The 24,056-nt window shown below is 53.9% G+C and carries 22 protein-coding genes; 12 read left to right on the top strand and 10 right to left on the bottom strand.

Annotated features, from left to right (window positions below):
• Positions 1 to 140 precede the first annotated feature (140 nt).
• The 4 genes from CSQ89_RS12935 to CSQ89_RS12950 all read left to right on the top strand — a co-directional run bounded on the left by CSQ89_RS12935 (position 141) and on the right by CSQ89_RS12950 (position 4,340).
• Positions 141 to 1,244: a polyamine ABC transporter substrate-binding protein gene (locus tag CSQ89_RS12935; protein WP_099406564.1), complete on the top strand. Its 1,104-nt coding sequence runs from the start codon at positions 141 to 143 to the stop codon at positions 1,242 to 1,244.
• A 137-nt stretch (positions 1,245 to 1,381) separates the two neighbouring features.
• A complete protein-coding gene (locus CSQ89_RS12940) occupies positions 1,382 to 2,509 on the top strand; it encodes an ABC transporter ATP-binding protein (RefSeq protein ID WP_099406565.1) in 1,128 nt (375 codons plus the stop codon).
• Entirely contained in the window at positions 2,506 to 3,456 is a 951-nt protein-coding gene (locus CSQ89_RS12945) for an ABC transporter permease subunit (protein ID WP_099406566.1), read from the top strand. The genes CSQ89_RS12940 and CSQ89_RS12945 overlap by 4 nt, the downstream gene beginning before the upstream one ends.
• Entirely contained in the window at positions 3,453 to 4,340 is an 888-nt protein-coding gene (locus CSQ89_RS12950) for an ABC transporter permease subunit (protein ID WP_099406567.1), read from the top strand. The genes CSQ89_RS12945 and CSQ89_RS12950 overlap by 4 nt, the downstream gene beginning before the upstream one ends.
• Before the next feature lie 97 nt (positions 4,341 to 4,437).
• Here the strand turns inward: CSQ89_RS12950 and thrC are convergent, their stop codons facing one another.
• From thrC to CSQ89_RS12970, 4 genes are read right to left on the bottom strand one after another with little or no spacing between them, the layout of a single operon-like run.
• Complete coding sequence (thrC, locus tag CSQ89_RS12955; RefSeq protein WP_099406568.1) at positions 4,438 to 5,850, bottom strand: threonine synthase; 1,413 nt, start codon at positions 5,848 to 5,850, stop codon at positions 4,438 to 4,440.
• A gap of 10 nt (positions 5,851 to 5,860) precedes the next feature.
• Entirely contained in the window at positions 5,861 to 7,186 is a 1,326-nt protein-coding gene (locus tag CSQ89_RS12960) for a homoserine dehydrogenase (RefSeq protein WP_099406569.1), read from the bottom strand.
• 8 nt (positions 7,187 to 7,194) lie between these two features.
• On the bottom strand, positions 7,195 to 7,635 hold the full coding sequence (locus CSQ89_RS12965) for a GNAT family N-acetyltransferase (protein ID WP_099406570.1): 441 nt from the start codon (positions 7,633 to 7,635) through the stop codon (positions 7,195 to 7,197).
• Between the two features lie 24 nt (positions 7,636 to 7,659).
• Entirely contained in the window at positions 7,660 to 8,886 is a 1,227-nt protein-coding gene (locus CSQ89_RS12970) for a pyridoxal phosphate-dependent aminotransferase (RefSeq protein ID WP_099406571.1), read from the bottom strand.
• Positions 8,887 to 9,024: 138 nt separating this feature from the next.
• Here CSQ89_RS12970 and CSQ89_RS12975 point away from each other — a divergent pair, with 138 nt between their 5' ends.
• The 6 genes from CSQ89_RS12975 (at position 9,025) to CSQ89_RS13000 (ending at position 15,421) form a co-directional block, all read left to right on the top strand.
• On the top strand, positions 9,025 to 9,393 hold the full coding sequence (locus CSQ89_RS12975) for an Mth938-like domain-containing protein (protein WP_099406572.1): 369 nt from the start codon (positions 9,025 to 9,027) through the stop codon (positions 9,391 to 9,393).
• A 254-nt stretch (positions 9,394 to 9,647) separates the two neighbouring features.
• A complete protein-coding gene (gene pstS / locus CSQ89_RS12980; RefSeq protein ID WP_099406573.1) occupies positions 9,648 to 10,721 on the top strand; it encodes a phosphate ABC transporter substrate-binding protein PstS in 1,074 nt (357 codons plus the stop codon).
• A 217-nt stretch (positions 10,722 to 10,938) separates the two neighbouring features.
• Positions 10,939 to 11,427: an ABC transporter substrate-binding protein gene (locus CSQ89_RS12985; protein ID WP_139022795.1), complete on the top strand. Its 489-nt coding sequence runs from the start codon at positions 10,939 to 10,941 to the stop codon at positions 11,425 to 11,427.
• A 116-nt stretch (positions 11,428 to 11,543) separates the two neighbouring features.
• Positions 11,544 to 12,386 (top strand): carboxylating nicotinate-nucleotide diphosphorylase, encoded by an 843-nt coding sequence (gene nadC / locus CSQ89_RS12990; protein ID WP_099406575.1) that lies wholly within the window; start codon positions 11,544 to 11,546, stop codon positions 12,384 to 12,386.
• A gap of 769 nt (positions 12,387 to 13,155) precedes the next feature.
• Complete coding sequence (locus CSQ89_RS12995; protein ID WP_099406576.1) at positions 13,156 to 14,451, top strand: sphingomyelin phosphodiesterase; 1,296 nt, start codon at positions 13,156 to 13,158, stop codon at positions 14,449 to 14,451.
• 10 nt (positions 14,452 to 14,461) lie between these two features.
• On the top strand, positions 14,462 to 15,421 hold the full coding sequence (locus CSQ89_RS13000; RefSeq protein ID WP_143747073.1) for a lipase secretion chaperone: 960 nt from the start codon (positions 14,462 to 14,464) through the stop codon (positions 15,419 to 15,421).
• A 25-nt stretch (positions 15,422 to 15,446) separates the two neighbouring features.
• On the opposite strand, the gene CSQ89_RS13005 is transcribed toward CSQ89_RS13000, so the two are convergent.
• The 6 genes from CSQ89_RS13005 to CSQ89_RS13030 all read right to left on the bottom strand — a co-directional run bounded on the left by CSQ89_RS13005 (position 15,447) and on the right by CSQ89_RS13030 (position 21,813).
• A complete protein-coding gene (locus CSQ89_RS13005) occupies positions 15,447 to 15,929 on the bottom strand; it encodes a copper chaperone PCu(A)C (RefSeq protein ID WP_099406578.1) in 483 nt (160 codons plus the stop codon).
• A gap of 13 nt (positions 15,930 to 15,942) precedes the next feature.
• Entirely contained in the window at positions 15,943 to 17,109 is a 1,167-nt protein-coding gene (locus CSQ89_RS13010; protein ID WP_099406579.1) for a hypothetical protein, read from the bottom strand.
• Positions 17,060 to 18,205: a methanobactin export MATE transporter MbnM gene (locus tag CSQ89_RS13015; protein ID WP_099406580.1), complete on the bottom strand. Its 1,146-nt coding sequence runs from the start codon at positions 18,203 to 18,205 to the stop codon at positions 17,060 to 17,062. Before CSQ89_RS13015 ends, CSQ89_RS13010 begins: the two co-directional genes overlap by 50 nt.
• Positions 18,205 to 19,179 carry an MbnP family copper-binding protein gene (locus CSQ89_RS13020; protein WP_099406581.1) on the bottom strand — a complete coding sequence of 325 codons (975 nt, stop codon included), beginning with the start codon at positions 19,177 to 19,179 and terminating at the stop codon, positions 18,205 to 18,207. The genes CSQ89_RS13015 and CSQ89_RS13020 overlap by 1 nt, the downstream gene beginning before the upstream one ends.
• A 569-nt stretch (positions 19,180 to 19,748) precedes the next feature.
• The gene (locus CSQ89_RS13025) at positions 19,749 to 21,149 is read right to left on the bottom strand and encodes a sensor histidine kinase (protein WP_099406582.1); all 1,401 of its coding nucleotides are present in this window, start codon (positions 21,147 to 21,149) and stop codon (positions 19,749 to 19,751) included.
• The gene (locus CSQ89_RS13030; RefSeq protein ID WP_099406583.1) at positions 21,139 to 21,813 is read right to left on the bottom strand and encodes a response regulator; all 675 of its coding nucleotides are present in this window, start codon (positions 21,811 to 21,813) and stop codon (positions 21,139 to 21,141) included. Before CSQ89_RS13030 ends, CSQ89_RS13025 begins: the two co-directional genes overlap by 11 nt.
• Positions 21,814 to 22,340: 527 nt before the next feature.
• Here CSQ89_RS13030 and CSQ89_RS13035 point away from each other — a divergent pair.
• Together CSQ89_RS13035 and CSQ89_RS13040 are read left to right on the top strand one after the other, a co-directional pair.
• Positions 22,341 to 22,523 carry a hypothetical protein gene (locus tag CSQ89_RS13035; RefSeq protein ID WP_099406584.1) on the top strand — a complete coding sequence of 61 codons (183 nt, stop codon included), beginning with the start codon at positions 22,341 to 22,343 and terminating at the stop codon, positions 22,521 to 22,523.
• A 319-nt stretch (positions 22,524 to 22,842) separates the two neighbouring features.
• A complete protein-coding gene (locus CSQ89_RS13040; protein WP_099406585.1) occupies positions 22,843 to 23,934 on the top strand; it encodes an ABC transporter substrate-binding protein in 1,092 nt (363 codons plus the stop codon).
• The last annotated feature ends 122 nt before the right edge of the window (positions 23,935 to 24,056 follow it).

The following is a 24,056-nucleotide window of genomic DNA, read 5'->3' on the forward strand; positions in this document are numbered from 1 at the left end:
AATGCCTGAGCATCAAGACGCAGAAGAACCCATTCGCACTTTGCCGCAAGTTACTGATCAACGCCTCCCGCGCGGCTTATGATCAGTTACAGCTGCTTCTCGCAGCTACTGCGTAACATCAGTTAATAAGGAGACATTTGATGGCCACGAAGTCGAAGTGTTTTGCAGTGACCGCCGTAACGACCACGCTGGTGGCCGTCTCGATTCAAGCTTCGGCGGCGGGCCGATTGAATATCTACAACTGGAATGACTACATTGGCGTCGATACCCTGCACACGTTCGAACAAGCGAATAGTGTTCGGGTTAAATACGACGTTTACGACAGCAATGAAACATTGCAAGCGAAGCTGATGACGGGCAAGTCTGGTTACGACCTTGTCGTACCTTCGCTTGAGTTTGCGGCAAAGCAGATTCAGTCGGGCATCTATATGCCCATCGACAAATCCAAGATTCCCAATTATGCCAACCTGAATCCCGAGATCCTCAAGAAGGCAGAGGTGGCAGATCCTGGTAACAAGTTCCTTGTGCCCTATATGTGGGGCACCACGGCGTTTGGCATCAATGTCGACAAGGTCAAAAAGGCGCTGGGTAGCGAGCCCATGCCGGAGGATGAATGGGCGCTAATTTTTGATCCCAAATACACCAATAAGCTGAAGTCTTGTGGCATCTCATTCATGGACACTGGCAGCGACGTGTATTCGATGGTGAATATCTATTTGGGCAAAGAGGCCAACGATCATTCCGAGGCGCAGTTGAAAGCCGCCACCGAAGTATTGAAGAAGGTACGCAAGGATATACGCGTCTTTAATTCCTCCCCGATCGACCTGCTGGCCAATGGTGACGTCTGTGTCGCCATGTCCTTCAATGGTGATACCTATATCGCCAAGGATAGGGCAGTGGAAGCCAAAAATGGGCAGAAGATTGAGTACATCGTACCCAGCAAAGGCACCGTGCTCTGGATCGACAACATGGCGATCCCGAAGGATGCCAAGAATGTGGATAACGCCTTCAAATGGATCAATCACATTCTTGACCCCAAGGTGGTTGCCGAAATATCGAACCACGTGAACTATGCCAACCCAAATCTGAAGGCCCTTCCTTTCGTGGATAAGAGGATTGCGAATGATCCAAAGATCTTCATGAGTCAGGAAAGCTTGACTAAGTTACAGGCCAAGAAGCCGATCGAACCTGAAGCACAGAAGCTGATCACCCGGTATTTCAACCAATTCAAAGCAGCCAAATAGGCCGCTTGTCTCCAGGCCGACGTTCTTGTCGGCTTTTTTTTCTGCGACAATCGCTAATCGTTATCAAATCAAACGCCTATTTGCTTCAAAATACGCGTTTGATTTGGCAATGATCGAACCTGCATGGAGTTTCTATTGTGGCGGTAACACCGAGCTCGGCCGATGCCGGCGAAAGCAAGAAGAATTATCTGGAAATCAAGGGCGTCACCAAGAAGTTTGGTGACTTTTACGCGGTGGATGATGTTGACTTGGTTATTCCCAAGAACGAAATCTTTGCACTGCTTGGCAGTTCCGGCTCTGGCAAGTCCACTTTGTTGCGCATGCTGGCCGGCATGGAAAAACCTACCGAGGGCCGCATTATTTTGGAGGGCCAGGACATCACCGATTTGCAGCCTTATGTGCGCCCGGTGAATATGATGTTCCAAAGCTATGCTTTGTTCCCGCACATGACGGTGGAGCAGAACATCGCTTTTGGTTTGAAGCAGGACAAGCTGCCTCGTGATGAAATTGCCGATCGAGTCGGCAAGATGCTTGACCTGGTGCAGATGAAGAAATACGCCCGGCGTAAACCGCACCAGCTTTCTGGCGGGCAACAGCAGCGCGTGGCATTGGCACGCTCGCTCGCCAAGCGCCCGAAGTTGTTGCTGCTGGATGAGCCCCTAGGTGCGTTGGACAAGAAGCTGCGCGTACAGACGCAATTTGAACTCGTGAATGTGATCGAAACCGTAGGTGTGACCTGCATCATGGTGACCCATGATCAGGAGGAAGCCATGACCATGGCGAGCCGCATCGCCATCATGTCTGAAGGCAAGCTCATGCAGGTCGGTGGCCCGCGCGAAATCTACGAATATCCGAATTGCCGTTTCACCGCTGAATTCATTGGCTCGACCAATATCTTCGAAGGCCGGTTGGCGGTGGATGAGCCTGACCATATCGTTATCGAGAGCCAGGACTTGGGCCGAGGCATTTATGTGGACCACGGCATTACCGGTCCGAAGGGTATGAATGTATGGTATTCGGTGCGGCCGGAAGACGTGACGCTGTGCCGCGATAAGCCCGATTCTCAACACAATTGGGTGGAAGGCAAGGTGCACGACATCGCCTACCTGGGCTCGCACTCGGTTTATCACATCAAACTGGCTTCGGGCCGTGTCGTGATGGCGAATGTACCGACCAGTCACTGGGGTGAAGCCAAGCCGGCTACCTGGGGTGACGATATCGTCGCTAAATGGGGCAATAACGCCGGTGCGGTGCTGACATCATGAAGAAGTGGCTGAGCAAATATCTGCCAGCCGGGCGAACCGGCGTCATTGCCGTGCCTTATGTCTGGCTGCTGTTTTTCTTCGCGCTGCCGTTTTTCTTCGTGCTCAAGATCAGCTTTGCCGAGCCCGATATCGCCCAGCCGCCCTATACACCCTTGCTGACTCATGAAGAGAGCAAGACTACCATCACGCTCAATAGCGGCAAGTACAGCACGATTCTGGATGAAGTGAAGTCCTTTGGCACTGAATCCTGGGCTGATGCTGCCGAGCAAAGCCAGTATGTGATTGCCTACTGGAACGCCATCAAGCTGGCTTTCCTCACAATGATCTGCACCTTGTTGATCGGTTACCCATTAGCCTACAACATTGCAAGGGCGGATGAGGCTACCCGCAACACCTTGCTGATGCTGGTGATGATCCCGTTCTGGACCTCGTTCCTGCTGCGGGTCTATGCCTGGATCGGTATCCTCAAGGACAATGGCGTCATCAACAATATCCTGCTGTGGCTGGGGGTGATCGATACCCCCTTGCAGATGCTTTACACCCCGTTCTCGGTGTTGTTGGGCATGGTGTACAACTACCTGCCTTTTATGATCCTGCCGCTGTACGCCCACCTGACCAAGCTTGATGGCCGCCTTTTCGAGGCAGCCGCCGACCTTGGCGCAAGCAAATGGACCATCTTCCTCAAGATCACCCTGCCGTTGTCCAAGGCCGGCATCATTGCCGGTAGCATGATGGTGTTTATCCCGGCAGTGGGGGAGTATGTTATTCCTGCATTGCTGGGCGGTGGCGATGTGGTGTTTATCGGCAATAAATTGATGGATGACTTTGGGCCGAATCTGGATTGGCCGCAGGCGGCCGCCGTGGCGGTGGTGATGTTGGCGCTGTTGATCCCACCGATTGTGTGGTTCCAGCGCTTTGAGCAAAAACAGCAGGAGGAGGCAGCATGAACAAGATGCCGCTTTCCAATCGTTTGTTCATGGTGATGGGCTATTTCTTTTTGTATGTGCCCATCGCCAGCTTGGTCATCTTCTCGTTCAACGAGTCGCGTCTGGTAACAGTGTGGGGCGGCTTCTCGTTCAAGTGGTATGGCGAGATGTTCCGCAACGACGACTTGCTGCATGCAGCAGGGCTCAGTTTCAAGATAGCCTTTCTTTCAGCAACCCTTGCGGTGGTGCTGGGCACCTTGGCTGGTTTTGTGCTGGCGCGGTTTGGCCGCTTCAAGGGCCAGTCATTGTTCGCTGGGCTGACGTCCGCGCCGATGGTCATGCCGGAAGTGATCGTGGGTCTGTCTATGCTGCTGCTGTTTGTTTCGTTGCAGTCGGGCCTGGGTTGTTCGTCCGATGAACCGCTTGGACTGCTGAGCCGAATGGGCTGCTGGGCATTTGGTGAGCGGGGCATGATCACCATCTGGATAGGCCATACCACGCTGTGTATGGCCTATGTTGCGGTGTTGGTGCAATCGCGCCTGAAGGAGTTGGACCGTTCGTTGGAAGACGCAGCCATGGACTTGGGCTGTCATCCCTTCAAGGTCTTCTTCATCATCACTATTCCGGTGATTGCGCCTGCACTGGTATCGGGTTGGTTGCTCAGCTTCACCCTGTCGCTGGACGATTATGTGCTGACGGCTTTTCTTTCCGGCCCCGGTTCAACCACCATGCCGCAATGGATTTTCTCGTCGGTGCGCATTGGCCCAACGCCCGAAGTGAATGCATTGGCAACGGTGGTCATCGTGGTGGTCACGCTATTTGTCGTCGTTTCAAACCGTCTCATGCTCTCGGCTCAGGCCAAGCGCGACAAGGCCATGCAGGCAGCGTTCTCTGGCAAGTCGTAAACCGATAGGCAAGTTGGATGAAAAAAATGGTGCCCTATTTACGGGCACCATTATTTTACGCAATCAAACCAGTTTACCGATTTTGCCGAGATAGCCTTTAATTCAGGGCATCCACCACATAGCGCTTCACGGCTTCGACATTATTTGGCAGCACTTCACTGCGTTGTGGCAGGCTCTCCAGGTCAGTTAAATGGGCTGGGCGAGGCGGTACGGTATGTAGTGCTTCCAGAATAATGTCCTCGAACTTGGCCGGCAATGCGGTTTCCAGCGTCACCATGGGTACGCCTGCCCGTCGAGCCTCAAGTGCTACTTTGACGCCATCAGCCGTATGCGGGTCAAGCACCACATTCCACTTGGCTTTGGCGGCGCGAATGGTGGTAATGCGGTCTGCGTGGGTGCTCTTGCCCGAGCTGAAACCGAACTCGCCCACCATGCGGGCAAAGAAAGGGGTTTTACCGAAGTCAAAGCCACCGGTGTTATCGACTTCACGCCAAAGCCCGGCCAACGCTGCACTATCACGATCGATCAAATCAAAGACAAAACGCTCAAGGTTCGACGCTTTGGAAATATCCATGGAAGGGCTGGACGTCGCGTGAGTATGGGCCGACGTGCGTACCGTGTAGCGGCCGGTTTTGAAGAATTCGTCCAGCACGTCGTTTTCATTGGTGGCGACGACCAGCCTGCCAACGGGCAAGCCCATCTGGCGGGCAATATGGCCCGCGCAGATATTGCCGAAGTTACCGGAAGGCACGACAAAGTCGACCTTGTCGCCGATTTGCTGGGCAACCTGCAGGTAGGCATGGAAGTAATACACCACCTGGGCCACGATACGGCCCCAGTTGATTGAGTTGACCGCGCTGACCTTGTACTTCTGTTTGAAGGCGGCATCGTTGTTGATGGCCTTCACAATGTCCTGGCAGTCATCGAAGGTGCCTTCAACGGCCACATTGTGGATGTTGGCATCCTGCAAGCTGAACATCTGGGCCCGCTGGAAGGGGCTCATGCGGCCATGTGGGCTCAGCATGAAGACATTCACGCCACGCTTGCCACGCATGGCGTATTCGGCGGCGGAGCCTGTGTCGCCCGAAGTGGCGCCGACGATATTGACTGCCTCGCCGCGCTTCTCCAATACGTATTCGAACAGTTGCCCCAACAGCTGCATGGCAATGTCTTTGAAGGCCAGGGTTGGGCCATTGGACAGATGCAGCAGGTACAGGCCTTCTTCCAGTTCGGTCAGCGGTGTAATCGCCTTACTGCCGAAAGCATGTTCGGTGTATGCGGCCTCTACCAGCCGCTTTACATCGGCAGCCGGTATGTCGGTGGCAAAACGCGAAACGATTTCGAAAGCCAGTTGTGGGTAGCTTAGCGAGCGCCAATTGGCCAGGGTAGCCAGGTCGACCTGCGGGTAGACGTCCGGCACGACCAAACCGCCATCCGGAGCAAGGCCGCCAAGCAGGATATCGCTAAAACCTTGCGGCGCCATGCCGCCACGGGTGCTGATGTATTGCATTGCAACGCCTTTACTTATCCAGATTTTCCAAGCGTAGTTTAGTTACGCTGCCGGCGATGGTGTTCAGCGCTTCGATGCGGGCGATTGCGGTATCGACGCTACGCTCTACCGCCACGTGGGTCAGGATGATGATGTCGACGATCTTTTCGTCTTCTGCCGGTTCCTTTTGCATCATGGCGTCGATCGAGATACCGGCGTCGGCCAGGATGCGTGTCACGTCGGCCATCACGCCAGCTTGGTCGTGGGCTTTCAGCCGCAGGTAGTAGCATGTTTCGACTTCGCTGATCGGCAGGATGGGCAGGTCGGCCAGTCGGTCGGGCTGGAAAGCGAGGTAGGGGACGCGATGCTCCGGGTCGGCCGTCAGCAGGCGGGTGACATCGACCAAGTCGGCTACCACGGCTGAAGCAGTGGGTTCAGAACCTGCACCACGGCCCGAATATAGCGTTTGCCCCACGGCGTCCCCTTGCACTACCACCGCGTTCATGACGCCATCGACATTCGCGATGATGCGCTTAGCAGGAATCAGGGTAGGGTGGACACGCAGCTCGATACCATTGGGACGGCGCTTAGCTACGCCGAGCAGTTTAATGCGATAACCCAACTCTTCGGCGTAGGTGATGTCCTCGCGGGTGAGCTTGGAAATGCCTTCCAGATAAGCCTTGTCGAACTGCATCGGAATGCCAAAAGCAATGGCAGCCAGGATGGTCAGTTTGTGGGCGGCGTCGTGGCCTTCGATGTCAAAGGTCGGATCAGCTTCGGCATAACCTAACTTTTGGGCTTCCCTTAATACATCGGCAAAGGCGGCACCCTTGTCACGCATTTCGGTGAGAATAAAGTTCGAGGTACCGTTGATGATGCCGGCCAGCCATTCGATGCGGTTGGCGGTTAGGCCTTCGCGCAGTGCCTTGATGATGGGAATGCCTCCGGCTACGGCGGCTTCAAACATCACCATCACGCCGGCTTTTTGTGCCGCGGCGAAGATCTCGTTGCCGTGTATGGCCAGAAGGGCCTTATTGGCGGTGACGACATGTTTGCCATTGGCAATGGCGCGCAGGACAAGGTCTTTTGCTAGGGTCGTACCGCCAATCAGTTCGCAGATGATATCGATGGCTGGGTCGTCGACCACCGCCAGCATATCGTTGCCAAACTCCAAGTCATTGGTGACGGCTGAGGTCGCTGCGGTACGGGCTTTGTCGATATTGCGGACAGCGACCCGGTTTACTTCGATAGCGCGACCGGCGCGGCGGCCGATTTCCTCTGCATTACGGGCGAGCACCTTGGCGACGCCGGAGCCAACTGTGCCGAAGCCCAATAAGCCGATTTGGATGGGTTTCATAGACGGCCTTACAAACTCTGCGTGAAATTGAAGGACGTAATGACAAGTCCTTCACGGAAGTAGAACTTGTGCGCCTGTTGGCGCTGCGTACCGGAATCCAGCTTGAATTCTTTTGCACCGCAGCGATAGGCTTCTTGTCTTAGCCAGTCGAGCAGCAATTTACCAACGCCTTGTGAGCGCTGCAGGGAGGTGGTCACCAAGTCGTCTATATAAAATCGGGTGCCGGAGAAAGTATCGCGATAGTGCCGAAATACCGCTACGCCAACAACCGTTTCTCCCTGCACCGCCACGACCATGCCTGCGCCATCGGCAAATATGGTTGCCATCTGTGCTGCGTAGTCGGCTTCGAGTTGCGGACGAAGCTCGCGATGAACGCTTTCAGCACGGGCAAGCCAGAGGGGTTCGATAATCTGGCGCGCGTCATTGGTGATAGGGACAATATGGGGCACGGTTGATAATCCTTTCACCAACGTTCAAGTGGCGTGGCGTTTTCGATAGTTGGCTAGAAAGCGTTCGAACCGATCGAGCGCTTCGTTGAGTTCTTCCATATGGGGTAGAAAGACGATTCTCAGGTGATCTGGTGAATGCCAGTTGAAGCCGGTACCCTGTACCAGCAGTACGCGCTCTTCTTCCAGCAGCTCGGTAATGAACGCCTGATCATCGGCGATGGGGTAGACCTTGGGGTCCAGCTTGGGAAAGAGATAGAGTGCGCCTTTGGGTTTGACGCAGCTCACACCAGGAATGGCGGTTAATCGCTCCCAGGCCATATCGCGCTGGCGTGTTAGTCGACCGTTCGGTCCGATCAGTTCGTCGATACTCTGGTAGCCACCCAACGCAGTCTGAATGGCGTGTTGACTCGGTACATTGGCGCACAAGCGCATCGAGGCGACGATATTGAGGCCGTCGATATAGTCTTGCGCGTGGCGCTTGTCACCACTGAGCACCATCCAACCAGAACGATAACCGCAGGCGCGATAATTTTTGGACAGGCCATTGAAGGTGACACAAAACACATCGTCCGCTAACGAAGCCAAGCTGGTATGACTGTGGCCGTCGTAAAGCATCTTGTCGTAGATTTCGTCGGCAAACACAATCAGCCCATGTTCACGAGCGATCTGCAAAATGCCCTCAAGCACGCTATCTGGGTAAAGCGCACCCGTTGGGTTGTTAGGGTTGATGACGACGATGGCGCGGGTGGTTTCCGTGATCTTGGCTCGTATATCGTCTAAATCGGGCAGCCATTCATTGCTTTCATCGCAGATATAGTGACGAGGGGTGCCGCCCGATAACGCTACTGCAGCAGTCCACAAGGGGTAGTCCGGCGCAGGCACCAATACCTCGTCGCCATTGTCGAGCAATGCGTTCATGCTCAGGAGAATCAATTCCGAAACGCCGTTACCGATATAGACATCTTCAACGCTGACGCCCTTGATACCTTTTTGCTGGGCGTAATGCATGATGGCTTTACGTGCAGGAAAGATGCCTTTTGAATCGGTATAGCCACCTGAATGGGGCAGGTTTGCGATCACGTCGTGGATGAGTTCTTCCGGGGGGTCGAAGCCGAATACTGCAAGGTTGCCAATGTTGAGCTTGATGATGCGCTGGCCATCGTCTTCCATTTGTTTGGCCCGGGCCATCGCGGGACCGCGGATTTCGTAACAGACCTTGTCGAGCTTTTGCGATTTCTTAACCGGGCGCATCTTGGATATGTATTGCTGGAAGTTAGGGAAGCGTTCGATAGTAGCAAAGATTCTTGCAGCGCAATATTCGCTTTGCGCGTAACGCTTATTCTCGCTTCCCGGCGTTAAAATAGCGGCCTGAATCCGTGAGTGAATACGATGAAACTACATGCCGATAAGCCCACCCACCTGAATGTCTTTACCGGTTATGGTGCTGATTTCGTCAGCGTCAACCAGCAGCGCCAGACCGGTAGTCTGCTGGTGATGCCGACGGGTATTTTCCCCTGGCGGCCCAAAAATTTTGCAGATCTGCAAGAAGAAGACTTTGCAGCTATGCTGGAGCACCAGCCCGAAGTGGTATTGCTTGGTACGGGTAGTTGCTTGCAATTTCCCCATCCACGTTTGACTCGTACGTTGGTGCAAGCGCAAATCGGCGTTGATGCAATGGACGTATCCGCCCTATGCCGCACCTTCAATATCCTGGTGGCGGAAGATAGGCATGTCATGGCTGCGGTAATATTTGATTAAGAACCTGCTCGATAGTGTGTAACGAAAGGTTCTTATCGGGAGTAAAGCGTAGTGTGAAACCTGAAATGTACTTTGTGCATGACGCTGCTAACCCGTGGGTTTGGGCGCCTTATTCTGATTGGCGCTCTCCTTAAGGGGGTATTGAGTAACACTGGAAGCTAAATAAGGTACTCGGAGTAATACAGTTGAACAGGTTTTAATCTAAGTTATTAGCCTGATCAGATGTGTTTATGGCCTACAACCTTGGTGCTTAAATGAGCCCATCAAATGGTTATTTGAAAATCATGGAAATTTTATCGAAGCAATGCCTGCTAAAACTTTGCCTAGGTTGGATGGTTTCCTGCACATTAATGGCTGCTCCATTGGTAGGGGCTGGGTCAACTTTTGCCGAGCCGCTATATAAGAAGTGGGCAGGGCTTTATCAAAAACAAGAAGCCTCATTAGAACTTAGATATGACGCATTGGGTTCCGGGGAAGGTATCAAGCGTGTGGCATCGAAGCAGGTGGATTTTGGCGCTTCGGACGAGCCACTCAAGCGAGCGGAAATGGAAGAAAAGGGCTTGCGTCAGTATCCCATTGCCTTGGGGGCAATTGTACCGGTTGTTAATATACCCGGCATACCTGCAGGCGCGCTTAAACTCAATGGCGAACTGCTCGCCAAGATCTATCAGGGGCAGATTACCCGTTGGAACGACAAACAGATTGTTGAAATAAACGATGTGGTAGGTGCCAAGCTGCCCGATTTGCCGATCAAGCCTATTTCGCGTGAGGATAGCTCTGGTACAACCTTTACCTTTACTTATTACCTAAGCAGCCGTTCAGCTGCCTGGAAAAAAGCGCGCGGCGTAGGGACCACGATGCAGGGATTGGTAGGACTAACCGCCAAGGGTACTTCCGGTGTAGTGGATCTACTCAAGAAATCCTCGGGGGCACTAGCATATGTGGACTATGGCCGGGTGATTCGGGATCAGCTCAATCCGGTCCAATTGCCTAATCGTACGGGGGCATTTTTAAAAGTCAGTACTGAGTCGATTTTGGCAACGTCAAAATTCATTGAAGAAAAGCTGGTTTACACAGCTGACCCGGATTTCTATTTGATTCTGGCAGATAGCGATACCTATGCGGGCTGGCCGCTGGCTACGGCAACCTTTGTCATGATTCCGAAGGACTCAGCGCAAGCTGAGCGTGTACTTTCTTTCCTCTATTTTGCTTTCAAACAAGGTAATGCATCGGCTACCGAACTTGGTTATGTTCCATTAAGTGAAAGTATGAAATTAGCAGTACGCAAGGCGTGGAGTCGACAATTCAGCTTTAAGCCTCCCCAATGAATTGAATGGGAAATCTCAGTGGGGCTAGAACGTCGCATGGTATTGCGTTCAGGTAATGAACACCTCTGGTGTGCATCTTGTTTTCTACTGCAAATCCTTTTGTTATGCAGCAACAAAAAAGTCAACGGGCGCGTTTAGTGATGTGACATTTTTGGCGAACGGGTCTGTTCATTCTGTCTATGTTTGCGCAGGCTGAGATAGGGAGACCGTAGAAGACTTGATAGTAAAAAAACCGGCTAATGCCGTGTTTATGGTGTCGGCCTATAAAACCAGCGCCGCTTTTATCTCTGCCGCGCGTGCCATTAACTCGGTTGGCTTGTTCTACAACCTCAGCTTTGTCGGTACGGAAGCCTTGGTTAGTGAACTCAAGAGTGATGCACGGGGTGTGATTGTTACCCAGGTCGTACCTTCACCTTACCGCGCTATAAAGCCAGCTGCGCAGGATTACCATATAACGATGAAGGCGGCGGGAGTCGATAAGGTGAACTATCCCAGCATGGAGGGATACCTGGGCGCGCGCGTATTGGTGGAGGGTATTAAGCGCGTTAGGAGAGATTTAAACCGTGAAAAACTCATCAGCGCCCTTGAAGGTATGGATGACTATGATCTTGGTGGTTTCAAAGTCAATTTCTCTGATTCGAACCACAACGGTTCGCGGTTTATTGATATCACCATCCTGGATAATACCGGCAAGATTCGGAGCTAGTTGATTGCGAATAGGCGAACTGCGGACGATGGCGGCTGCAGTGCCCCCTATGTTTCGTGGTCAGGTTCTTAAGCAGGTTACAATTACTGCCCCGCATCGAAACCCGGTTTCCCCTCATGTTGCCTGCTGCCCACCTGATTGCCCAACAAGTCGCCACTGCTCTGATCGAAGATATTGGCCGTAATGATTGGACGGCCACGTTGATTGCCGCCGACCGTCAGGGCCGTGCAACCGTGCTGGTGCGCGAAGCAGCAGTTGTTTGCGGGCAGCCGTGGTTTGCAGAGTGTTTTCGCCAAGTCGATGCTGGTGTCAGTATTGATTGGAAAGTTGCGGAAGGCAGCCATGTTGCTGCCAACACCGTGTTGTGTGAAATCGTCGGGCCTGCACGTGCTTTACTGACTGCGGAACGTAGTAGCTTGAACTTCCTGCAGTTGTTGTCTGCCGTCGCGACCGAAACCTACCGCTATGTCGCTGCGATTGGTGGCACCAGCGCTAAGATCCACGATACCCGCAAGACCTTGCCTGGCCTGCGCTTGGCGCAAAAATATGCAGTAAAGGTGGGGGGAGGGGAAAACCAGCGTATCGGCCTCTACGATGGTATCTTGATCAAGGAAAATCATATTGCCGCGGCGGGAGGGATTGCGCAGGCCCTGAAGGCAGCATTTCAGCTTGCGCCTGCGGATGTAAGCATCCAGATCGAAGTGGAAAATTTGGCAGAGCTAGATCAAGCCCTTATCGCCGGCGCCAAGTCGGTGTTGCTCGACAACATGAGTCTTGTCGAAATGGTCGAAGCAGTGCGTCGCAGCGCGGGTAAGGCGGTTCTGGAGGCCAGCGGTGGCGTTGATATGCGCACTGTGCGTGCCATTGCAGAAACCGGCGTGGACCGGATTTCGATTGGCAAATTGACCAAGGACATTCAAGCCATCGATTTATCGATGCGTTTTGTCTTTGGCGATTAAGCCTGTCTTGGCCAGGGCTTTACCACCTATTCCCTTCTGAGAACCTGTCTAAAGCCTGCTGTGTCTCAGCAATACGGCGTTGAAAACACCCTCGAAATGCTCATTTACCACGCGTAAAATCCGCTTCCTCGGTTGTTTCTGCCTTGTCTTGCTCTAGCTCGCGAGACTTTGGACAGGTTCTAAGAACCTGTTCCATATCTGCTGCGCGTCGGCCATACGGCGTTAAAGGCACGCTTGGAATGCTCATTTAGCTTTGTAAGTTCCGCTCCTCTGTCGTTTTCATCTCGTCTTGTCCTAGTTCGCGCACCTTTGAATAGGCTTCTGTCTTTAGTTATTTGCAGCGCCAGTTGCAGTAGCGGCCCGTTGCTGCCAATTCCACTGCTCTGCAGTTAGCACCACGACCACATGGTTGTGATATTCGCCAATAAACAACAATGAGTGTTGTTTATTGTCTTTGCGTGTTGTAAGGATGAGCAATGCTGCAGGTTGGAAGTTGACTCTCGTTTTTTACGGGCTAATTTTTTATGGCTTACCGCCATAAAGGAACGCCCTGCTCAACAACTGCAATGTCCATCGCATTACCTTACCCCGCGCTAAAAACCTGTACCCAATCTACATAGTGCATACCTTGACTTCAAAGTGCGCATGGCCTGCTCCTGCTTATGGGGGAAGGCCGTTACAGATTGGGAACCGGTACCAAGAAATGTAAACCAGATCGTCGCTGTCGTTGCACCCCGTTACACCACCAAGTTTCGAGGAGATAACCCGCATGCGCATCAATAACTGGCTGCTTAGTGCAGCCTGTGCTTTGCTGGCCAACCTGGCCAGTGCCGAAAGTTACGTTTACCTCACCAACAGCACCAGTGAGCCAGTCAATATCAGCTCGGTGCAAACCGGTGATAAGGTTTTGCAGGCCGGGACCCAATGGGGCCAGTACGAAACCACTATTCCCGCTTATGCTACGCGCAAGATACTGTGGATGAATCGCGACCAGGGCATCAGCAATGGCAAGAATTTCTACTTCGATACCACGGTAACGCAAGGTAATTCATCGGTGGTGCTGCAGCAGCGCCTGCAAGGCAAGGCAATCGGCAGCACCATCTGGCATGCCGCTCGCGCCATGGGGTTTGCCGACCCTTGGTATGCCGACCGCGACATTCACAATGGCCGTACCGCCTTTGCCGGTTTGCAAGCGACCTTGTCTTACCGCTCGCAATTCACGGGTGGTTACGATGACTTGCACTATGTGATCCAAACCGATAATCGAGCAGAGTCCCAAACTGCCAGCAACGAATTCAAAGTGCTGGCGTGGAATATCTGGGGCGTAATTGGCGCCAAGCAGATATGTGATCGCTGGGCAGAAATACCCGCCAATGTTGCTAAATTCGATGCGGTGGTATTCAGTGAAGCCTTCGATAATAGCTGCCGTGACCGCCTGCGTGCCGGTTTACGCGCTGAGTTTCCCTACCAAACCCCGGTGGTGGATAAAGGCAATATGTTGGAGGATGGGGGAGTCTTTATTGCCAGCCGTTGGCCGATTGCTGGTGAGCGCAAGATGGTCTACAGCCAATGCGGAGGAACAGACTGCTTAGCCAACAAGGGCGTGATGATGGTGGAGATTATCAAGCACGGGCAGGCCTATCATATTGCAGGTACCCACACTCAAGCTTGGAATAGCGCCGAGCAACGCGCTCTGCGGCTATCGCAGTTGGCAAGCATGCGCCAGTTTGTTGACCAGCAAAGACCGCCTGCCACCGATGCCTTGTTCTACGCCGGCGACCTGAATGTGGATCGCTACGCCACGCCGGATGACTACCAGAAGATGTTGAGTATGCTGGATGTCAGCCAGCCAACTTTCGTGGGGCATGGCTGGACCTTTGACGGCGTGCTTAACTCTCTCGCGAGTGGCCGTGAATACCTGGACTACGTACTTGTTTCCAATGGTCATCGGCAACCGAGTCGTAGCCAGAACGAGGTCAAGATCTACCGCAGCTTGGCTCCGTCTGTTTGGGCGCTGCGTGATCTGTCCGATCACTTCGCCATTGCCGGCCGGTTCAGCTACTAGGATGACAATCTTGCTCCGCCCCTATGTTTTGATTAGCGTAGCGACGGTGTTGGTCATTGCCTGGCTGGCTTGGCCAGCTGGGCATGCCGACGCGCCTGTCGACCCCCTAAAGGTAGACGGTCTCCAAGCCAAGGCAGCGCCAGCTGCTGGCGGGTTTCCAGCTCCGGCTATCTTGTCCGTAGGGCCTACCGAGCCAGATTGGACGCAGCCCAGTCAGCGCATTGCGGCATTACGTGCAACGCTGGCTGGTAAACGGAGCTTGCCGGGCCTGCGAGAGGAAATCCGCAAGGGCTGTAACCGTGGTTGTGAAGACTGGCCGGAAGGAGACCTCGCTGCGCTAACGCCGCCGGAAGCCAACTTGATACGCCGTGCCCTGGCAGCGCAACCCGCTATGGAGCAAGCGATTGCCAGTTTGGTCCAGGATGCCCATCAACCCTTGGCTGAACGTTTGGCCCGTATAGACGCTACGCGCAATGCTGTGGCCGGGCAGGATGTCACCCAGTTGCTATACGGTGAGGATCAAGCCCGGTTGGCATTTCAGGCTGCAGCTCAGGACTTTATCGCCAAGCAGGCCGCTGCAACACCAACCGCCAGCCGACGGCAGATACTCGACGACCTCAGGCGACAACATTACGGCAGCTATTACGACCGGCTTAGCGCTGAAGAGGGGCCCGAGCAGCACCTGTACTGGGCATTGGCGGCTACCGAGGCCGGCGTAACCCCCGCGCAACGCACTGAAGTACGATTGAAGTTGCGCACCGAATACCTGGGGGCATCTCTTGCCCAGCAACTGGCTGCCCAAGACGCCGATGATATGCATCATCAGCAACAAGCTCAGGGTTACCAAGCTGCCCGCGCCGCGCTCGAGGCTGACATCCGCAATCGTGGCAACCCAGAGCAAAACCCAGCTTTGGCAATCGAGCAGCAAGACCGCCTGACCGAACTGCGATTGAAGTGGTTACCTTCATAGATGCTCGCTGTAGTTACGGAGTCATTTAATGCCCGGCGTGCATCGAATCTGCATCGGCTGTAAGGGCTTCGACTTTGACTTCTACCTTGACCTCGCCGGCTTTAGCGAATTTCAGGGTGAGGGGCAATTTGCTGCCTTCTTGCAAGGGGCGTTGTAAGTTGAACAGCATGATGTGGTAGCTGCCCGGCTTGAACAGGACATTACCCTTGGCGGGGATATCGACCTTATCAACCTGACGCATACGCATGACACCGTTGTCATTGATGTGGTTGTGGATTTCGGCTTTCTCGGTAATGTCAGGTGCGGTTGCGCCGAGTAGGGTGTCCGCTTCCGCGCCGCTATTGTTCACCTTAAGGTAAACGGCACCGGTTTGGCTGCCTGTCGTGGTTGCCCGTGCCCACGGGTGGTGAATTTCCAGGCCGCCCTTTTTGAATTCGTGCGCTTGGCTGTTGGCGGCCAAGCACAGGCTGGCTGCGGCGATAAGGGAGGGGATGAGGCGGATTGTCATGGATGTCTCCTGTTTATTTGGCAAGGTCAAAGGCGTAACGCCACTGCGTTAGAAAAAGGTTTTGATGCCCGGTTTGAGTGCGATCCTGCCATGCTTCTACGGCAAAGGAATGGGTAGCAGTGGCTTGCCAGTTGAGGCGAAGGCCATTTCGTTGAGGACGATACTCACTGTTGGCGATGCCGGCCTGGGTGGCGAGGGTGTTGGCGCCTGGGCCCTTTAATTGATGGTGCAGCGCGAGTTGCTCGTGTCGTGCCGCCAGCGTGGTGGTATCGGTCCAATGCCAGCCGGCTTCCAGCGCAAGGTTGGTGGTGTCGCCTTGGTAGGTGGCTATGCCTAGTTGGCCAGCGATCTCGCCATTTTCGCGGCGCTTGCCGGCTTCGGCGGTCAGGTAGATTGCACCCTGTTGCCAGCCTGCCTTCATCAGGCCCAGCCAACCATGTCCTCGTAAGCAGTCGCGGTCTATGCCGCAGCCGCCACTGTGGCTATGGCTGTGGCCTGCATGGTTGTCCGCTTGGGTAATGCGTTCTAGTTTGGGCAGATAACCGATATCGGCTTGTAGCGCCCAGTGGCCTTGCCGCCATTGAATGCCGCTTAACCATGCACCGATGGTATTGGCCGATTTCGCACCTGGGTAGCCTCTGCCGCTATAAGCGCCCAGCGTGCCTTGCCATGCGCCTTGCTGCACAGTCAGCTTTGCACCATCGTCGTGCCAATGGTCGTGCCCGATCAGCGCGGTGTCGCGCAAGGTAGGCAGCGCCCAAGCAGGCTGGGTATCGAGCGGTGATTGTCTTCCCAGGCTCAGGGCAATTTTCTGGTCATTGGCCGTTCTGTATTGCAGTCCCAGTGTGACGTGGTCGGTTTCAAAGCGTTTGCTGTTGTCGTCATAGGCGGTGCTGATTTCCGTTTGCAGCCACGGCAACCATGTGGCTTGCCATGCCAGGCTGCTGTCGCCGTACAGCATGCCGCGGGGTTGCTCGAAACCGATACCGGGCAAGGGGAGGGCTGTTGGCCAAGTATTGGGTGCATCCAGATGGCGAACGTTGATCGACGCACGTACATGGTGGCTGGGGGTTGCTTTCGCTACCGTATTTTCAGCTTCACCGTGTGTGTCGCCATCGTGGGCAAAGGCGCTAAGGCTGGCGAGGATTGCTAAAACGTGGATTGGTAAGCAGGTTCTCATCGGTGAGTATCTTCAGGAAGGCAATCAGGTCTTGCTTGTCTTGGTCGGACAGCTGGATACGGACGATCAGGTCGCTTTTGTTCGGGTTGTAGCGACCGTCGCCCGTATTGGGGCCACTGGTGATAACGCGCCCACCGGCGGCATAGAAGTCCAATACTTCCTCCAGGGTTTTCATGGTGCCGTCGTGCATGTAGGGTCCGGTGACGGCGACATTGCGCAGGGTAGGGGCGCGGAACTTGCCCATGTCGCTGGCCAAGCCGGTGAACTCGAAAATGCCGCGATTGGGGAACGGGAACCCGCCCTTACCGTCGATGTTGTAGAGGCCGGTATTGTGAAAGGCGATTTCCAGGTCGCGGCTGGCGGCGTGCACTATCTGATCGTTGAAGTTGAAGCTGCCGTGGCAGTGAAAGCATTCGGCTTGTTCGCCAAAAAACAGGTTCATACCGCGGGTTTCGGTTTCACTGAGCGTGGCGCGTTTTTGCAGATAGCGGTCGTATTTAGAGTCAGCCGAGATCAACCCGCGTTGAAAGGTCGCAATCGCCTTGATGATATTGCCGAAGTGCATCGGGTTGGCATCATCGGGAAAAGCCTTGGCGAATTGGCTGGCGTAGTTGCTGTCGCTACGCAGACGGCTAAGCACGATGTCGCGATTGCTGTCGTTCACACCCATTTCGACAGGATCGGTGCCAAACATGGGGACTGCCATCTGCTGTTCCAGCGTGACTAGCGCCGGGTTGGCCCAGGTGTAAGTTGAGTGCCAAGCTGAGTTGGCCAACGCCTGGGCGTTACGGTGCGTCAGCTCCCCGGTTGAACCTGGAGAAGTACTGAGGCCATCGGTAAACGCTTTGTCCTGATGGTGGCAGCTGGCGCAGCTTTGCTGGCCATTGCCAGACAGGCGAGGGTCGTAGAACAGCGCGCGGCCGAGTTGGAATTTGGTTTCCGACATCGGGTTATCGGTCGGCACGCGCGGTGTGGGGAAGTAGGATGGCAAATCCCACTTCCACGCAGCTTCCTGCCGGCTTGGGTCTTCCGTTGTCGTGCCTGACGACACGCAGCCGCCAAGCATCGCAACGGTGGCAATCAACCACCAACGCATTATTTCGCCTCGATACGGAAGGCTTGTTGATTGCTGCCATCGCCCTTGGGCTTACCGGCATCGCCAGAGCCAGGGGCCGATTCGGTCAGGTTGAGGTCCAAACGGGAGAAAAGCAGTGCGCATTCAGGGTCGGCGGGGTGGCTCATGCAACCGGATGCGCCATCTTTGTTAGCGCTCAGATCGTTATTTTGCAGTAACGATGCTATATCCAGTACCACTTGTTGGGTTTGGCTATTGAAATTGGCCAGCCGAACAGGAAAGCGATTTTCGCCGGCACAAGCAACCGTTTCGCCCGTGGCTGGGTTGCCGGTACACCCAGTTGAACCGAGATGAACAAACCAAGTCTTGCTGGTGCTGCCATCGGCATGAGTAACGCCGCCGGTTGGGTTGAGCTCCAGTTGCATAAACTTGCGGCCGCCTTGCCAGCTCCAACCCATGCCTTTTACATCAAGCGGTTTTGGCGCAGTGGCGGAATTGCTGTGATTAAGCATGACTGTTTGACCGGCAGCATCGGTGGAGCTGATGGGCACACCCACATTGAAAGCGATACCGGTATAGAGGCCGCTTGGCACCGTACCTTCGATAACGGTATTCATTGCAGGCGTACCACCTGCGCAATGATTGCTGCCGTTTTCGAAGTCCAGCAGCGCCAGGTTCAGGTATTGCCAGTCGTTTTGCGCGAGCTTGATGGGGACCGCTGTCCCTGTGCTGTTGATCAGCTTTGCATCGTATATATACAACCGCGCATCGTGCAGATTGGCGCTGATAGCGCCAGTGCCCAAGGCCGGGATGGTATTGGCGCAGTCAACCGTGGTATTACCTGCCTTCAAGGCAAATTGGATATTTACGGCCTGAGTGGTGGGCGGAGCGGGTTGGTTGGCTTGCGTTGGCGCATCGCCACCCGAGCCACCACAAGCAGCCAGCATAAATGTCAAGGGAACAGCAGCCAGCAAAGCGATAGGGGCGCGCATCATTTGTCTCTCTTGATCGAATTTGTTATTGGCGCTCGTGCGTATGCCGGTTAGATGCAAAGGCAGAGTAGAAACAGTTGCTCAGCTTGGATCGGGCAAATGGCACGACGCTTTGCCTGTGTAGGGGCAAGAGACTGTGCATGCCCGGGCTTTGCACGAGAGCGGGAATTCTAGAGGGACGCTGAAAAACGGGCCTGCGACATGTTGTCGCGGCAGGTTGATGAAAGTGCGCTATGCCGACGGTTCTTTCGTGCTATCCATTTTTGACGCGCATGTAAACTATGTTTAAACCCTTTTCCTCAAAGTTTCATATCCACACCAGATGATGGGATGCGGACGTTGAAACTTGAAAGCAGGTTCTAAGGTATGCACCTGTCGAAATTCGCATCGAAATCTTGTGCGCCTGAAAGGTGAAGCCATCACCATCCTTACAAGAGATTGCGTCTGATCACATTAGGCGGTGATGCTTACTACCTGGCTTGGTTTGATCACAGTGTGCTGGTTGTATCGGCGCTGTGGTTAGGTCAACTTGCGCATCGTAATAGGCCACGTTCTGACCTTGTCCTGATGAACTAGTTTTCAAGCAGGGGAAAGCGGGTGATAACGCGCAATCCCTGCTTCTGCTTTGTTGCATCTTGGAGGGCAATCTCTCCTTCATGTCGCTTGATAATTTCACGAACGATCGCTAACCCGAGCCCGCAACCCTCCACATCTGTACCCAATACGCGATAGAAACGATCAAATACCAGTTCCCGTTCCGAAGGGGGGATCCCTGGGCCGTTGTCTTGTACTTCTAGAACGAACTGGTTGCCTTCTATTCTGGCGTCGACGGTGACTTCGCCACCTGCTTGGGTATATCTCAGTGCGTTGTTGAGAAGGTTGACTACCAGCTCATGCAACAAGGTGCGATTACCACGAATGATGACGGTTTCTGCTTCAGCACTGCACTCGAAGCTCAATTCGATGTTGCGCTTGCGCGCCAGCGGTGCGAGTTCACGGGTCGCATCTCTGGCGACATTCGCCAGGGACATATCGGTATTGAATTTACTAGCGGCATCCGGCTGAGCGCGAGACAGGGTCAGGAGTTGGTTGCCGAGGTGAACGGTTTGGCGCGTACTGGTGAGCAGACATTCAATTTCTTCGCGCATGCTATTGATATCTGTCTGGCGCAAGGCATGTTCTGCTTGAGTATGGACAACCGCCAGGGGCGTACGTAACTGGTGTGCTGCATCGGCAATGAAACGGCGCTGCACTTCGAAAACGCCTTTGAGCCGTGCCATGTGTTGATTCAATGCAGCAATGAATGGGCGTAATTCGTATTGAACCTCCGTGGTATTGAAAGGTTCCAGTTCATCGGCCCGGCGAGCCTTTACCTGTTCCGCTAGGCGCATAAGCGGCCGTAAACCTCGCATGCCACCGACAACCGCCAATGCGACAGCTGCCAGAACTAGCAAGATCTGGTTACGCACGGATTCGGAAAGAATTTCCCGCGCCATTTCTTCCCGTGCCCGGAGAGTTTCTCCGATCTGTATGACTACCGGCCCTTGGCCACTTGGTTCATACAGCGGCTTGGCATAAGAGATCATCCGGACGATTTCGCCCTTGTATCGGGCTTCATAGAATCGGGTATCGTGGTTACCCAGTTTGTCATCGGCCAGTCGATGGGATATGGGCAGATCATCGTAGCCCGTGATCAGCCGGCCGTCAGCGTGGCTGATCCGGTAATAAACATGATCTGGAAACTGCGACTGGAACATCTCCAGCGCGGAGTAGGGTATGTCAACCTTGACCGCATCGTCCTGAATCGTGATGTTGTCGGCAATGCTCAATGCGGCGGCGAGCAAGATTCGATCATAAGCTTCATCGGCAGCGGCTCGGGCGCTGCGCTTCACCAGCAACAGGTTGATGCTGGCAACAGCCAGGAGCGGCAGTAACATCCAGACCAACAGGCGTAGCCGCAGGCTACTTTGCATTCTGCACCTCTAGGCTGTAGCCCAAGCCACGCAAGGTAACAATCTGGACATTGCTTCCCTGTAGCTTCTTGCGAAGGCGATGAACATAGATTTCAATGGCTTCGGGATTGACCTCTTCATTCATCGCGACGATTTTTTCGCACAGTGCTTCCTTGCCTAGGGTACGCCCCGAGTTCAATAGCAGGACTTCCAGCAGGGCATGCTCGCGGGGAGTCAGTAAAAGTGTCTCACCTGCTAGTTCGAACTGCTGCTTTTGGGCTTGATAGACGAGGTCACCGCAGGTGATGCGATTGTCTGCATGGCCGCTCGCACGGCGGATCAATGCTCGAATGCGTGCTTCTAGTTCTGTCAGTTCGAATGGTTTGGTCAAGTAGTCATCTGCGCCCAGGTCAAGCCCGAGTACGCGATCCCCAACATTGTTTCTCGCCGTGAGTATCAGCACGGATACCTTGTTGCCGCGTGAACGCAGCCGGCGCAATACCTCCAGGCCATCCATACGAGGGAGCGATAGGTCCAAAATGACCAGGGCGTAGTCCTGCGTCAACAGGACATGGTCTGCATCCTGCCCGTCATGCATGACATCGACACTGAACTGTGCGGCGCTGAGGACCTTGGCCAGCGAGTTTGCCAGCAGGCGATTGTCTTCGACTAACAAAATGCGCATGGTGATGCGACTTCCTATTTCGGCACTAGCTTCTGCCTCAGATTTATTCTCAGAGCCTGTTTACGAATTGCTGCTCGCGACAGATTGCAAACAGGCTCTCATGAGCGCACGGTATCAGGAACATACGAGTTGGAACGCTGGTATTTCAAATGCTTGATCCTGGTTGTTGAAGCCAGAAGATTTGTGACACGCGTGAATTTTCACGTTGGGTCGCCATTTTGGCGGGGGTGCATACCGTAGGCTGATTCGGATAGACAGATTTTCCGCCAGATGGCGACACTTTCTATTCACTTGGCGCCTGGGAAGGTAAAGGCAGTAACTCTATTTTTGATAAAATATTCAATAGTATCAATATGTTGATGGTGCTTCCTCTTAGTCTGACAGAGGTCGGCTACTCTGCAGCAGCATCGAAAGCATATTGAAAGCTTCATCCTTTCAAATGGATTTGCCTCGCTGGTACTTACAACTACTGGCTTGGAGAAGTACGAGCCTTGCTCGTCAAAAAGTCTATAAGAAGGAAGAGACAAATGAAATGCAACCAGATGCACCTCGCATTATTAGCGAGTTCTGCCGCTAAGGGTATCGCGGCCATGCCGGCTTGGACCGATGCTGCCGATGAGCTACGCGCCGAATTGAAGGTACAGCGGGCCCACCTGAAGGCGTCCGCAATGCTGCAGCGAGCAAACCCACCGCCACCGTACCCATTGTGACTTGGCTTATCTGGGCTTTGGGTACGAATATGCGCTGGAAAAAAGACTGAGCTTCACGTCTACACGTGCACATGTGACGAACAAGAACGGCGGCACCAACGTGCTGTGCGCTGGCGGAACTTGCCAACAGTTCGATTCGTCGCCTGACCTACCTCCCAATTTCACGCTCTTGTCCATGATGCTCGACAGATTCTACCTGTCGTCATGGCTGTGATGTTTCGGGCGCGATCCTATACCACTTCGCCAGAACAAGTAGTTGCAGTAGATTTGCTCGCATCAATGAAATGACGTTGACATTAATATAACCGGAGACAACACCATGAAATTGCTTAAGCCTGCTTTACTAGCCATTGCTCTGGCTAATCCACTCACCATTTTTGCCGCTGTCCCCACCGGCTATTCCGCCAGTTATCAGTCCACGATCGATGCCGCGGGACGCGAGGGAAAACTGACGATCTATGCGACGACCGACATCAAGCTGGTTCAGCCGCTTATTGCCGATTTCCGGTCGCTTTATCCCGGTGTCCAAGTCGAATACAACGATGTTAATTCCACCGAACTATTTAATCGGTATGTGAGTGAAACAGCTGCCGGCGGTGCTTCTGCCGATGTACTTTGGTCATCGGCGATGGATATGCAGGTCAAACTGGTGAACGATGGTTATGCGCTGCAATACAACACGCCCGAGGCGCCAGGCCTGCCGGAATGGGCGCATTGGCGTAATGAAATCTTCGGTACAACCTTTGAGCCGGTCACTATCGTTTACAACAAGCGGCTGGTTGCGCCGGCGGATGTGCCCAAAACCCATGGCGATCTTGTCAAGCTGCTGCAAAGCAAGCCGGATCAGTTCCGCGACAAGGTCACCACCTATGACGTGGAAAAGTCAGGTGCCGGTTTTCTATTCGCAACACAAGATAGCAAAATCAATCCATCGTTCTGGCAGCTCGCGGCGGCGTTGGGTGCGACAGGGGTGAAGTTGCAATCATCGACCGGCACGATGATGGAACGTATCTCTTCTGGCGAAAACCTGATTGGCTACAACATCCTGGGCTCCTACGCACTGACCCGCGCCAAGAAAGACCCAAATATCGGTGTGGTGCTGCCAACCGATTACACCGTCATCATCTCCCGCTTGATGATGATTTCGAAAACAGCAAAGAGCCCGAACGCTGCCAAGCTATGGGTTGACTATGTGTTGTCAAAGCGCGGGCAATTGATTCTTTCTGACAAGGCAGAGCTGTTTACCGTCCGCAAGGATTTGAATGCCGATGCGGCTGGCATGAATGTCTATGCCAATGTTAAGTCCGTGTTGAAGCCAGTACCCGTTGGGCCTGGTCTGCTGGTGTTCTTGGACCAGGCAAAGCGCCTGGATTTCATGAAGCAGTGGCGTGCAGCCACTGTCCGTAAATAACTGATGTTACGCAGTGCATACGATAACCTGTCGCCATGAAGAACAAAGAACTCGATTTGTACACCGACTATTTGCTGAGCACGTTTGGTGCGGCGACAGCAACGGGCTTGTCGGCGATGGTA

The sequence above is a fragment of the Chitinimonas sp. BJB300 genome (assembly GCF_002735695.1).
Classification (GTDB): Bacteria; Pseudomonadota; Gammaproteobacteria; order Burkholderiales; family Chitinimonadaceae; genus Chitinimonas.

Coding starts and splice junctions, on each gene's coding strand:
- CSQ89_RS12935 (WP_099406564.1), top strand. CDS start 141: ATGGCCACGAAGTCGAAGTGTTTTGCAGTGACCGCCGTAACGACCACG.
- CSQ89_RS12945 (WP_099406566.1), top strand. CDS start 2,506: ATGAAGAAGTGGCTGAGCAAATATCTGCCAGCCGGGCGAACCGGCGTC.
- CSQ89_RS12950 (WP_099406567.1), top strand. CDS start 3,453: ATGAACAAGATGCCGCTTTCCAATCGTTTGTTCATGGTGATGGGCTAT.
- thrC (WP_099406568.1), bottom strand. CDS start 5,850: ATGCAATACATCAGCACCCGTGGCGGCATGGCGCCGCAAGGTTTTAGC.
- CSQ89_RS12960 (WP_099406569.1), bottom strand. CDS start 7,186: ATGAAACCCATCCAAATCGGCTTATTGGGCTTCGGCACAGTTGGCTCC.
- CSQ89_RS12970 (WP_099406571.1), bottom strand. CDS start 8,886: ATGCGCCCGGTTAAGAAATCGCAAAAGCTCGACAAGGTCTGTTACGAA.
- CSQ89_RS12975 (WP_099406572.1), top strand. CDS start 9,025: ATGAAACTACATGCCGATAAGCCCACCCACCTGAATGTCTTTACCGGT.
- pstS (WP_099406573.1), top strand. CDS start 9,648: ATGAGCCCATCAAATGGTTATTTGAAAATCATGGAAATTTTATCGAAG.
- nadC (WP_099406575.1), top strand. CDS start 11,544: ATGTTGCCTGCTGCCCACCTGATTGCCCAACAAGTCGCCACTGCTCTG.
- CSQ89_RS12995 (WP_099406576.1), top strand. CDS start 13,156: ATGCGCATCAATAACTGGCTGCTTAGTGCAGCCTGTGCTTTGCTGGCC.
- CSQ89_RS13005 (WP_099406578.1), bottom strand. CDS start 15,929: ATGACAATCCGCCTCATCCCCTCCCTTATCGCCGCAGCCAGCCTGTGC.
- CSQ89_RS13010 (WP_099406579.1), bottom strand. CDS start 17,109: ATGAGAACCTGCTTACCAATCCACGTTTTAGCAATCCTCGCCAGCCTT.
- CSQ89_RS13015 (WP_099406580.1), bottom strand. CDS start 18,205: ATGCGTTGGTGGTTGATTGCCACCGTTGCGATGCTTGGCGGCTGCGTG.
- CSQ89_RS13020 (WP_099406581.1), bottom strand. CDS start 19,179: ATGATGCGCGCCCCTATCGCTTTGCTGGCTGCTGTTCCCTTGACATTT.
- CSQ89_RS13025 (WP_099406582.1), bottom strand. CDS start 21,149: ATGCAAAGTAGCCTGCGGCTACGCCTGTTGGTCTGGATGTTACTGCCG.
- CSQ89_RS13030 (WP_099406583.1), bottom strand. CDS start 21,813: ATGCGCATTTTGTTAGTCGAAGACAATCGCCTGCTGGCAAACTCGCTG.
- CSQ89_RS13035 (WP_099406584.1), top strand. CDS start 22,341: ATGAAATGCAACCAGATGCACCTCGCATTATTAGCGAGTTCTGCCGCT.
- CSQ89_RS13040 (WP_099406585.1), top strand. CDS start 22,843: ATGAAATTGCTTAAGCCTGCTTTACTAGCCATTGCTCTGGCTAATCCA.